The sequence below is a fragment of the Micromonospora sp. NPDC023633 genome, from assembly GCF_040640035.1.
Taxonomy (GTDB): Bacteria; Actinomycetota; Actinomycetes; order Mycobacteriales; family Micromonosporaceae; genus Micromonospora.
In genome coordinates, this window is record NZ_JBFABB010000040.1 from 44,496 (window position 1) to 55,673 (window position 11,178).

The window sequence follows — 11,178 nt, forward strand, 5'->3', positions numbered from 1 at the left end:
ATGGCAAAGAGTGGTCTCGCGAGCCGCCTCTACCGCGGCGAGGCCGGCCTCGACATCATCGGCCGGCGCAAGCTCTGGTTCGGCGTCGCGCTCGCGCTGATCCTGCTGTCGCTGCTCAGCTTCGGGCTGCGCGGCTTCAGCCTCGGCATCGAGTTCGCCGGCGGCAACTCGTTCCAGATCCCGGCCAGCGTCGGGACACTGGAGCAGACCGAGGTGAAGGTCCAGGAGGCCCTGGACACGGCCGGCGACGAAGACGCCAAGGTCGTCACGGCCCAGAAGGTCGGCGGCACCGGCGGCGACTTCTACGAGGTGCGGACCACCCAGCTCGACACCGAGCAGGCCAACGCCGTCAAGGACGAGATCGCCGAGGAGTTCGGCATCGACGCCGCCACCATCAGCGGCAACCAGGTCAGCGAGGCGTGGGGCAGCCAGGTCACCTCCCGGGCGGTGCTCGGTCTGATCATCTTCATCCTGGTGGTGACGATCTACCTGGTCCTGCGCTTCGAGTGGCGGATGGCGGTCGCGGCCGTCTCCTCGCTGATCATGAATCTGATCCTCACCGCCGGCATCTACTCGCTGGTCGGCTTCGAGGTCACCCCGTCGACGGTCATCGGCTTCCTCACGATCCTGGGCTTCGCGCTCTACGACGTGGTGGTGGTCTTCGACAAGGTGCAGGAGAACACGCGCGGCATCACCGCCAACAACAACCAGACGTACGGCGAGGCGGCCAACCTGGCGATCAACCAGAGCCTCATGCGGTCGCTGAACACCTCGGTGGTCGCGCTGCTGCCGGTCGGTGGTCTGCTCTTCATCGGTGCCGGCCTGCTCGGCGCGGGCACCCTGAAGGACCTCGGCCTGGTGCTCTTCGTCGGTATGGCGGTGGCGTTCCTGACCTCGATCCTGCTGGCCACGCCGCTGCTGGTGGTGCTCAAGAACTACGACCCGCGCATCCAGGCGCACAACAAGCGGGTCATGGCCCGCCGGGGCGCGATCGCCCGGGGCGAGGTCACCCCGAAGGGTGCCGTCCGTAGCGACGAGTCCGACGACGAGCAGGTCGACCCGGAGTCGGCCGCGCTGGCCGGCGCCGCGCCGAAGGTGGGCGCCCGGCCGGCCGGGAAGCGGCCGACCGGCGCCCGGGGCGGCCGACCGGCCGGCGGCGGTGGCAACCGGCCGGGTGGCGGCAAGCGGCGCTGAGCCGGGCCGGGCAGACCCGGTAGGAACCGAACCGACGGCGTCCTTCATGCTGTGCGAGCAGCATGCAGGACGCCGTCGCCGAAAAGGGGAGCGAAACTGCCGTGACGGAGACCCACAGCACCGTGGTCCGGGGGGACAGCGGCCCGGACGCCGCCGCGCTGGTCGCCAGCCGGGTGCTCGACGTGCCCGACTTCCCGAAGCCCGGTGTCATGTTCAAGGACCTGATGCCGCTGTTCGCCGACGGCGACGCGTTCCGCGAGGTGATCGACGGGATCGTCGCGTACCACGGGCGGGACTCGTTCGACGTCGTCGTCGGCATCGAGGCGCGCGGGTTCGTGGTCGCGGCGGCCATCGCGTACGCGACGGGGGTCGGCGTCGTGCCCGTGCGCAAGGCCGGCAAGCTGCCCCGTCCGGCCTACTCGGCCTCCTACGCCCTGGAGTACGGCGAGGCCACGCTGGAGGTGCACGAGGACGCCTTCACGGCCGGGCACCGGGTGCTGGTGGTCGACGACGTGCTGGCCACCGGCGGCACCGCCGAGGCGACGCTGGACCTGGTGGAGCGGGCCGGCGGGACCGTGGCCGGCTTCACCGTACTGCTGGAACTCGCCGTGCTCGGCGGCCGGGAGCGGCTGGCCCCGCGTCCGGTGCATGCCCTGTTGACCGTTTGACGCTGCCGACCGTCGGGCGGAGGCGGTGCGGACCGTCCGGCGGAGCGGCGGGGCACCGTCCGTGCGGGTAGCATTGCCCTTTGCTGACCGGGCGGGACCCGTCCGGGCGGCGCGAGACCAGGCCGGCCGGCGCACGGTCGGTGACTTCCCGGCGAGCGGTGAGGAGGCCGGTGTCCCACGATGTCGCCCCTCCGGTGGAGGGCACGGTGTACCCGACAGGCGACGCGGACGGCTCGGTGACCGCACGGAACGGTGACGTGCAGGCCCCGGAGTCGGGCCCCGGCGTGACCGTCCCGGCCGAGCCCGTACGCCCCGACCCGCCGGCCGCGACGGCCGGCGGCGCGGGCGCGGCGACCGAGGGGGTCGTGCTTCCCTTCCCCACCGACGGCCTCGGCGACCACATGCCGAGCGCCGGTTTCGCGCTCTCCACCGCGCCCACCGGCCGCAGGGTCCGGGCGCGGCTGGCGCGGTTCAACGCGCCGTGGCAGTCCTCGCAGGTCAGCGAGGTGCTGGAGCCGCTGATCTCGACCCACCGGGACGCCCACCCCAAGGCCGACGCGCGGCTGCTGCAGCGCGCCTTCGACACCGCGGCCCGCTGGCACTCCGGGCAGTACCGCAAGTCCGGCGACCCCTACATCACGCACCCGCTCGCGGTCGCCACGATCCTGGCCAACCTGGGCATGGACACCACCACCCTGGTCGCCGCGCTCCTGCACGACACCATCGAGGACACGGAATACACCCTCGACCAGATGCGGGCCGACTTCGGCGGCGAGGTGGCGCTGCTGGTCGACGGGGTGACCAAGCTCGACAAGGTCAAGCTGGGCGACGCGGCCAAGGCCGAGACGATCCGCAAGATGGTCGTCGCGATGGCCAAGGACCCGCGGGTGCTGGTGATCAAGCTGGCCGACCGGCTGCACAACATGCGCACCCTCACCTTCCTGCCCCGACCGAAGCAGGAGCAGAAGGCGAAGGAGACGCTGGAGATCCTGGCCCCGCTGGCCCACCGGCTGGGTATGAACACCATCAAGTGGGAGCTGGAGGACCTGGCCTTCGGCACGCTCTTCCCGAAGCGCTACGAGGAGATCAACCGCCTCATCGGGGAGCACCAGCCGCAGCGCGAGGCGCTGCTGCGCCAGGTCACCCAGAAGGTGCAGACCGACCTGAAGGCCGCCAAGATCAAGGCGGAGACCACCGGCCGGCCGAAGCACCTCTACTCGATCTACCAGAAGATGATCGTGCGGGGTCGCGACTTCAACGACATCTACGACCTGGTCGGGGTGCGGATTCTGGTCGACACGGTGCGGGACTGCTACGCGGCGCTGGGCGTGATCCACGCCAACTGGCAGCCGGTGCCGGGCCGGTTCAAGGACTACATCGCGATGCCCAAGTTCAACATGTACCAGTCGTTGCACACGACGGTCATCGGGCCCACCGGCAAGCCGGTGGAGATGCAGATCCGCACGTACGCGATGCACCGCACCGCCGAGTTCGGCATCGCCGCGCACTGGAAGTACAAGGAGCACAAGGGCACCCAGATCGTCGGCCCGCCCGCCCACATCGACGAGATGACCTGGCTGCGCCAGCTGCTGGACTGGCAGCGGGAGGCGGCCGACCCGAGCGAGTTCCTCGACGCGCTGCGCTTCGACCTGTCCAGCCAGGAGGTGTACGTCTTCACCCCCAAGGGTGACGTCATCCCGCTGCCGACCGGCTCGACGCCGGTGGACTTCGCGTACGCGGTGCACACCGAGGTGGGGCACAAGTGCATCGGGGCGCGGGTCAACGGCAAGCTGGTGCCGCTGGAGTCGACGCTCTCCAACGGCGACGTGATCGAGATCTTCACCTCGAAGTCCGACACCGCCGGCCCGACGCAGGACTGGCTGGGCTTCGTCAAGAGCCCGCGCGCCCGCACGAAGATCCGCCAGTACTTCAACAAGGAGCGGCGCGAGGAGGCGATCGAGGCCGGCAAGGACGCGATCGTCAAGGCGATGCGCAAGCAGGGCATGCCGTTGCAGCGGATGCTCACCTCCGACGCGCTGATGGCGATCGCCCGGGACCTGCACCTCGCCGACGTGGCCTCCCTCTACGCCGCCGTCGGCGACAGCCAGGTATCCGCCCAGTCGGTGGTGCAGAAGCTGATGGCCGCGTACGGCGGCGAGGAGGGCGCGGCGGAGGACATCGCCGAGACCGCCGTCGCCACCCGGCCGCCCCGCAGCCGGCAGAGCAGCGCCGACCCCGGCGTGGTCGTACGCGGGGTCAGCGACGTGTGGATCAAGCTGGCGCGCTGCTGCACGCCGGTACCGCCGGACTCGGTCTTCGGCTTCGTCACCCGCTCCGGCGGGGTCAGCGTGCACCGCGACGACTGCGCCAACGCCGAGGACCTGCGTGCGCAGGCCGAGCGGGTGGTCGAGGTCAGCTGGAAGCTCACCTCGGCGTCGACCTTCCTGGTCGCCATCCAGGTCGAGGCGCTGGACCGGCACAAGCTGCTCGCCGACGTGACCCGGGTGCTCTCCGAGGAGCGGGTGAACATCCTCTCCGCGACGGTCACCACCACCCGCGACCGGGTGGCCGTGAGCCGGTTCAGCTTCGAGATGGCGGACCCGAAGCACCTGGGCCACCTGCTGGCCGCGGTCCGCAAGGTCGACGGCGTCTTCGACGCCTACCGCGTCACCTCCGGCGCCTGACCCCGCCGCCCCTGGCACACCTGCGCCCCGGCCCGGCACCGACCGAGCCGGGGCGCCGCCCCGCGGCCCCTACCCGCCCGCCGCCCCCCGAACTTTGTCGATCATGAGGTCGGCCGCAGCCAGCCAGACCGAGACCGCCGCCAACCTCATGATCGACGAGGGGAGGCGGGCCGCAGCGGGGTGGGGTGGGCACAAAGGGGAGCGCCCGCCGGCGGGCCGGCGGGCGCTTCGTCGTACGGCGGAAGGTGTGGGTCAGCCCTGGGGGGCGCTCATGGTGAGCTTCTTGATGACGACTTCCTTCTTCGGGTGGCCGCCGCCGGCCTGCTTCGCGAAGGCCTTGTCGTCGCCCGCCGCCGCGACCTGCTTGACGAGGTCCATGCCGCCGGTGATGGTGCCCAGGACGGTGTAGTTCGGGTCCAGCGGCGAGTCGCCGTAGACGATGAAGAACTGGCTGCCCGTGCTGCCCGGCTGGCCGGAGTTGGCCATCGCGATCACGCCCTCCGGGTACGGGGGCCGCTTGTCGGTGGGCAGGTTCTCCTCGGCGAGCCGGTAGCTCGGGCCGCCGGTGCCGTCGGTCTCGCGCCAGCCCTTGCCCGTCGCGCTGGGGTCACCGCACTGGAGCACCTTGATGCCCTCGGTCACCAGCCGGTGGCACTTGCTGTTGTCGAAGAAGTTCTTCTCCGCCAGGTGGGTGAAGCTGCCCGCGGTGCAGGGCACCGCCGCGCGGTCGACCGTGGCGGTGATCGGGCCCAGGTTGGTGTCGATCGTCATCGTCTGGGTGCCCGTGTTCGCCTGTTGCACGGCCGGCAGCCCGACGTCCTTGATCTGCTTGGTCCGCTGGTCGGTGGGGACCTCGGTCCAGGCGCACTGCACGTTGCCGGCCGCCGGGCCGGCGGTGTCGGTCTTGTCGTCGTCGCCGAGGGCGGTGACGAGCCAGACCGTGCCGGCGACGACGAGGACCAGGACCGAGGCGGCCCCCACGATCGCCTGGGTCTGCCGGCGCTTGCGGGCCCTGGCCGCGCGCTCGGCCATCTCCTTCTCGAGCCGGGCCCGCGCTGCCGCGCGCTGCCGCTCTCTGGTGGACGTCACGCCTGGATCCTCCTGGGCTGTCTGTGGCGCGGTCGGTGCCGCTGAGGTTGGTGGGGCGGCCGGGTCAGCCGGCGCTCGGGCTGGCCGCCGGAGCGCCCGAAGCGGACGGCGCCGGCGCCGAGGTCACCTGCGCCACGGGCTCACCGACGGTCAGGCTCTGCACGACCACGTCGTCGTCCTTGGGCTTGACCTTGGCCCCCGTCCCATTGTCCACGGTCGGCTTGGCCCCGATCTTCGCCACCACGTCGATCCCACCGGTGACCCGACCGATGATCGGGTACTTCGGGTCGGCCGTGGTGAAGTCCTTGAAGAACATCAGGAACTGGCTGCCGTTGGCGCCCGGCGGGTTGGCGACCATCGCGACCGTGCCCTTCGGGTAGGTCGCGGGCTGCCCGGCCGCGGGGCTCGCCGACGGCGACGGCGCGGTGGGGACGTTCTCGTCGTAGAACGAGTAGGTGGGGCCGCCGAGCCCGGTGCCGCTCGGGTCGCCGCAGCGCACCGCGCCCTCGGCGGTGATCTCGTGGCACTTGGTGTTGTCGTAGAACGACCGGCTGGCCAGGTGGGCGATGCTCGCCGCCGCGCACGGGGCGCCGGCGAGGTCGAGCTCGACGGTGATCGGCGCGCCCTGGTTGGTGGTGACCGTCATCGGGCGTACGCCGTCGGTGGGCAGCCCCTGGGTGGCCGGGGTGCCGACGTCCTTGAGGTTGGTGTTCGCGGTGGCGTCCTGGGGGGTCCACAGGCAGACGTCCTCGGCGGCCGTGTTCTCCTTCGGCTCGTCGTCGAAGGCGCCCAGCGCCCACGCCGAGCCGGCCACGATCAGCGCGAGGACGACGGCGACGCCGACGCCGGCCTGGATCTGCCGACGACGCTTGACGGCGGCGGCCCGGCGGGCGAGTTGCCGGTCGAGCTTGGCGCGCGCCAGTTTGCGCTGCCGGTCCCTGCTGGAAGCCACCCGTGCTCCCCTTCCTCTACCCTGGTCGTCACCGGTGGTCGGGCGTCCTGCGCCCGTTGGGCGGCAAGTGCGCCACGCCACACGCCCGCCAGAGTGTACGGCTACCGGCTGGGAAAGTGGTGTACGAGGTCCGGGCCGGGTTTATCGGAACGCGTCACTGTGCCCCGAGGGGCGTCCGGACCGTGCCCCCGAGGGGCGTCCGGAACGGGCGCGGGCGTCGCCCGTGGGACGCCCGGGACGGACGCGCAGAACCTCCTCGCGCCGCCCGATAGGCTGCTGACAGCGAACAAGCTCGACGGAAAGGGGAGCGGACGTGCTCGTGGCCGGCTTTCCCGCGGACGCCTTCGGCACCAACTGCTACGTGGTCGCCGCCGCGCCGGGGGAGCAGTGCGTGGTGGTCGACCCCGGCATCGGGGTGCTCGACCGGCTCGACGCCCTGCTGGCCGAGCATCGGCTGCACCCGGCCGCCGTCCTGCTCACCCACGGCCACCTCGACCACACGTTCTCGGTGGCGCCGGTCTGCGGCGCCCGGGGCATCACCGCGTACGTGCACCCCGGCGACCGGGAGATGCTCGCCGACCCGGCCAAGGGGCTGTCGGCGGACCTCACCTCGCTCTTCGGCGGGCGGCTGCCGTACACCGAGCCGGAGGACGTCGCGGAGTTGGCCGACGGCGCCACGCTCGCCCTCGCCGGGTTGGAGATCACCGTCGACCACGCCCCGGGCCATACCGGCGGGTCGGTGCTCTTCCGACTGCCGGCCGCCGGCTCGTCGTGGGAGGCGGAGCAGCTCTGCCTCTCCGGCGACGTCCTGTTCGCCGGCTCGATCGGCCGCACCGACCTGCCGGGCGGCAGCATGACGAGGATGGTCACCAGCCTCCGGGACAAGATCCTCCCGCTGGCCGACGACACCGTCGTGCTGCCCGGCCACGGCCCCGCGACCACCATCGGCCGCGAGCGCGCCACCAACCCGTACCTCGTCGAGGTGGCGGGGGGCGCCGGCGCGCGACCGGCCGCTCCCACCCGCGGCCTGTAGCCCGGCCGCCGACTCTCCGCCCCGCGGCCGATGACCGGCCGCACCGACTTCCCCGCCCCGCGGCCGGTGGCCGGCCGCGCCGACTCTTCGCCCGCGCCGAGCGCGCGGGACCGCGAACGGAGCATCATGAGCAAGCCCACGCCCATCTCCGGCTTCCCGGAGTGGACGCCCGCGCAGCGGATGATCGAGCAGTACGTCCTCGACAGGATCCGTGGCACCTTCGAGCTGTACGGCTTCGCCCCGCTGGAGACCCGCGCGGTGGAGCCGCTGGACCAGCTGTTGCGCAAGGGGGAGACCTCCAAGGAGGTCTACCTGATCCGGCGCCTGCAGGCCGACGCCGACGGCCCGGCCGGCGACGACGCTCTCGGCCTGCACTTCGACCTGACCGTGCCGTTCGCCCGCTACGTGCTGGAGAACGCCGGCAAGCTGCAGTTCCCGTTCCGCCGCTACCAGATCCAGAAGGTGTGGCGGGGCGAGCGACCGCAGGAGGGGCGTTACCGCGAGTTCCTCCAGGCCGACATCGACATCGTCGACCGGGACACCCTCGCCCCGCACCACGAGGCGGAGATGCCGCTGGTCGTCGGCGACGCGCTGCGCTCGCTGCCGATCCCGCCGGTGCGGATCCAGGTCAACAACCGCAAGATCTGCGAGGGCTTCTACCGGGGCGTCGGGCTCACCGACCCGGAGGCGGCGCTGCGCGCGGTCGACAAGCTCGACAAGATCGGCCCGGCGAAGGTCACCGAGCTGCTCGCCGAGACGGCCGGGGCCAGCGAGGCGCAGGCCAAGGCGGTCCTGTCGCTGGCGGAGATCTCCGCCCCGGACGCCTCCTTCGCCGACGCCGTCCGCGCCCTGTGCGTCAGCGACCCGATGCTCGACGAGGGGATCGAGGAGCTGGTCCGGGTGGTGGAGACCGCCGCCGCGCACTCCCCGGGTCTCTGCGTGGCCGACCTGCGCATCGCCCGCGGCCTGGACTACTACACCGGCACGGTCTACGAGACGCAGCTGGTCGGCTACGAGCGGTTCGGCTCGATCTGCTCCGGCGGCCGGTACGACAACCTGGCCAGCGCCGGGGCCACCCGGTTCCCGGGGGTGGGCATCTCGATCGGGGTGACCCGGCTGCTGGGGCTGCTCTTCGGCGCCGGCGCGCTGTCGGTGTCACGGGACGTGCCGACCTGCGTCCTGGTCGCGGTGACCAGCGAGGAGCAGCGCGCCGCCAGCAACCGGGTGGCCGACGCGCTGCGCTCCCGGGGCGTGCCGACCGAGGTGTCGCCGAGCGCGGCGAAGTTCGGCAAGCAGATCCGCTACGCCGAGCGGCGGGGCATCCCGTACGTCTGGTTCCCCGGGGTGGACGGCGCGGCCGACGAGGTGAAGGACATCCGTTCCGGCGAGCAGGTCGTCGCGGCGGCGGGGGAGTGGACGCCGCCCCGGGCGGACCTCAGGCCGCTGGTCAGCTGAGACGTTACTGGCGCGTACGCGCGATCGGACCTACGGTGGCGTAAGTTACGCCACCGTAGGGAGATCGTCGTGACCGCACTCAGCCAGACCGCCCTGCTCCTCGAACTGGAACCCGTCGTCGAGCGGAACCTCGACCGGCACCTGGCCGTCGCCAAGGAGTGGTTCCCGCACGAGTACGTGCCGTGGAGCGAGGGGCGAACCTTCGACGGGCCGCTGGGCGGCGAGGCGTGGTCCGAGGGCGACTCGACGATCCCCGACGTGGCCCGCACCGCGCTGATCGTCAACCTGCTGACCGAGGACAACCTGCCCTCGTACCACCACGAGATCGCCACCCTGTTCGGCCGGGACGGCGCATGGGGCACCTGGGTGCACCGGTGGACCGCCGAGGAGGGCCGCCACGGCACCGCCATCCGCGACTACCTCACCGTCACCCGGGCGGTCGACCCGGTGGCGCTGGAGCGGGCCCGCATGGTGCACATGTCCGCCGGCTACGCCAACGTGCACGACGACGAGGTGCTGCACTCCCTGGCGTACGTCTCGTTCCAGGAGCTGGCCACCCGGATCTCGCACCGCAACACCGGCCGGGTCACCGGCGACCCGGCGTGCGAGGCGCTGCTGGCCCGGGTCGCGGCCGACGAGAACCTGCACATGGTCTTCTACCGCAACCTGCTGGCGGCGGCCTTCGAGCTGGCCCCCAGCCAGGCGATGCGCGCGGTCGCCGACGTGGTGGCCGACTTCCAGATGCCCGGCAACGGCATCGACGGCTTCGCCCGCAAGTCGGTGGCGATCGCCCTCGCCGGCATCTACGACCTGCGCCAGCACCGCGACGAGGTGGTGGCGCCGGTGCTGCGCCAGTGGGACGTCTTCAACGTGACCGGCCTGGACGCCGACGGCGAGGCCGCCCGCGAGGCGATCGCCGCCCACCTCGACGAGCTGGATCGCGCCGCGTCCCGCTTCGAGGAGAAGCGCGCCGCCCGCGCGGCCCGTCTCGCCTCCCGCTGACGGCGACAGGGCCGTCGATCATGCAGTTGTGGCGGGGGACGGAACGCCTGAACCACCGGGATCCCGGCACCACAACTGCATGATCGGCTACTCGGTGGGCGGGGGGTCGAGGGGGATGAGGAGGCAGGTCGAGGTGGCGTGGGCCACCAGGCGGGACTTCGCGTCGAGCAGCCTCGCCTCGGCGAGGGCGGTGCGGCGACCGCGCTGGAGGACGGTGCCCTCGCAGCGCAGGGTGCCGCTCGCGACGGTGACCGGGCGGAGGAACTTCACGTTCAGGTCCAGCGAGGTGTAGCCGATCCCGGCCGGCAGGGTGGTGTGCACCGCGCACGCCGCGGCGGTGTCCAGCAGGGTGGAGATGACCCCGCCGTGCACGGTGCCGAGCGGGTTGTAGTGGAACTCCTGGGGGACCAGTTCGACGGCCACCCGGCCCTCGTCGGCCTCCATCCGGGACATGTCGACCAGGTGCATGATGGGCGGCGCCGCCAGTTCCCCGGCGATCATCGCGCGGAGCAGCTCCAGGCCGCCGCGCCGGCCGACGTGCGCGGCGTTGATGCCCGGGTCGGACCACGAGAAGGTACGGCTGCGCGCCGGATCCTGCGTCTGCGTCATGGACCCAGCCTCGCAGCGCGTTGCTGAGTCTGTCAATCAGACCTAGCCTGGAGCGCATGAGACCCGCGGCACTGGACTGGTCGGTGGAGAACTGCACCATCGCCCGGGCGATGGAGATCCTCGGCGAGCGGTGGACCCTCGTGGTCCTGCGCGAGGTCTTCAACGGCGTCCGCCGCTTCGACGACATGCGAGTCCGCACCGGCGTCCCCCGGCAGGTGCTGACCAACCGGCTGGCGATGCTGGTGGAGCGCGGCGTCCTGCGGCGCGAGCCCTACCGGGAGCCCGGCAGCCGGGAGCGGCACGAGTACCGGCTGACCGAGATGGGGCTCGACCTGTGGCCGGTGCTGGTCGCCGTGCTCGGCTGGGGGGACCGCTACCTGGCCGACCCCGAGGGCTCGCCGTTGACGGCCGCGCACCGCGACTGCGGCGCCGAGATCCGTGTCGCCCTGCGCTGCGAGCGCGGGCACGAGGTCGCCCGGCCGCGCGACGTGG

At 72.1% G+C, this 11,178-nt stretch carries 10 protein-coding genes; 7 read left to right on the forward strand and 3 right to left on the reverse strand.

All coding sequences use genetic code 11. The features are described 5' to 3' along the window. The 3 genes from secF (at position 1) to AB0G13_RS14990 (ending at position 4,546) form a co-directional block, all read left to right on the forward strand. On the forward strand, positions 1–1,194 hold the full coding sequence (gene secF / locus AB0G13_RS14980; RefSeq protein ID WP_357874021.1) for a protein translocase subunit SecF: 1,194 nt from the start codon (positions 1–3) through the stop codon (positions 1,192–1,194). Positions 1,195–1,295: 101 nt separating this feature from the next. Continuing rightward, complete coding sequence (locus tag AB0G13_RS14985; protein WP_357874024.1) at positions 1,296–1,862, forward strand: adenine phosphoribosyltransferase; 567 nt, start codon at positions 1,296–1,298, stop codon at positions 1,860–1,862. A gap of 194 nt (positions 1,863–2,056) precedes the next feature. Next, the gene (locus AB0G13_RS14990) at positions 2,057–4,546 is read left to right on the forward strand and encodes a bifunctional (p)ppGpp synthetase/guanosine-3',5'-bis(diphosphate) 3'-pyrophosphohydrolase (RefSeq protein ID WP_357874061.1); all 2,490 of its coding nucleotides are present in this window, start codon (positions 2,057–2,059) and stop codon (positions 4,544–4,546) included. Between the two features lie 252 nt (positions 4,547–4,798). On the opposite strand, the gene AB0G13_RS14995 is transcribed toward AB0G13_RS14990, so the two are convergent. Continuing rightward, entirely contained in the window at positions 4,799–5,635 is an 837-nt protein-coding gene (locus AB0G13_RS14995) for a peptidylprolyl isomerase (protein ID WP_357874027.1), read from the reverse strand. Between the two features lie 64 nt (positions 5,636–5,699). Further along, on the reverse strand, positions 5,700–6,587 hold the full coding sequence (locus tag AB0G13_RS15000) for a peptidylprolyl isomerase (RefSeq protein ID WP_357874030.1): 888 nt from the start codon (positions 6,585–6,587) through the stop codon (positions 5,700–5,702). A gap of 313 nt (positions 6,588–6,900) precedes the next feature. Between AB0G13_RS15000 and AB0G13_RS15005 the strand changes: the two genes are divergently transcribed. The 3 genes from AB0G13_RS15005 (at position 6,901) to AB0G13_RS15015 (ending at position 10,077) form a co-directional block, all read left to right on the forward strand. Beyond that, positions 6,901–7,620, forward strand: coding sequence for an MBL fold metallo-hydrolase (locus AB0G13_RS15005; protein WP_357874033.1), 720 nt, complete (start codon positions 6,901–6,903; stop codon positions 7,618–7,620). Positions 7,621–7,746: 126 nt separating this feature from the next. Next, positions 7,747–9,075, forward strand: a complete 1,329-nt coding sequence (hisS, locus tag AB0G13_RS15010; RefSeq protein WP_357874036.1) for a histidine--tRNA ligase — start codon at positions 7,747–7,749, stop codon at positions 9,073–9,075. A 69-nt stretch (positions 9,076–9,144) separates the two neighbouring features. After that, positions 9,145–10,077: an acyl-ACP desaturase gene (locus tag AB0G13_RS15015; protein ID WP_357874039.1), complete on the forward strand. Its 933-nt coding sequence runs from the start codon at positions 9,145–9,147 to the stop codon at positions 10,075–10,077. 87 nt (positions 10,078–10,164) lie between these two features. Here AB0G13_RS15015 and AB0G13_RS15020 read toward each other — a convergent pair whose 3' ends face one another. Then, a complete protein-coding gene (locus tag AB0G13_RS15020) occupies positions 10,165–10,686 on the reverse strand; it encodes a PaaI family thioesterase (protein WP_357874042.1) in 522 nt (173 codons plus the stop codon). 56 nt (positions 10,687–10,742) lie between these two features. On the opposite strand from AB0G13_RS15020, the gene AB0G13_RS15025 reads away from it, so the two are divergent. After that, a partial coding sequence (locus tag AB0G13_RS15025; protein WP_357874045.1) for a helix-turn-helix domain-containing protein occupies positions 10,743–11,178 on the forward strand: 436 nt, incomplete at its 3' end.

What these genes read in the sequence shown, in the direction of transcription:
- secF (WP_357874021.1), top strand. Translation starts at nt 1, where the DNA reads ATGGCAAAGAGTGGTCTCGCGAGCCGCCTCTACCGCGGCGAGGCCGGC.
- hisS (WP_357874036.1), top strand. Translation starts at nt 7,747, where the DNA reads ATGAGCAAGCCCACGCCCATCTCCGGCTTCCCGGAGTGGACGCCCGCG.
- AB0G13_RS15020 (WP_357874042.1), bottom strand. Translation starts at nt 10,686, where the DNA reads ATGACGCAGACGCAGGATCCGGCGCGCAGCCGTACCTTCTCGTGGTCC.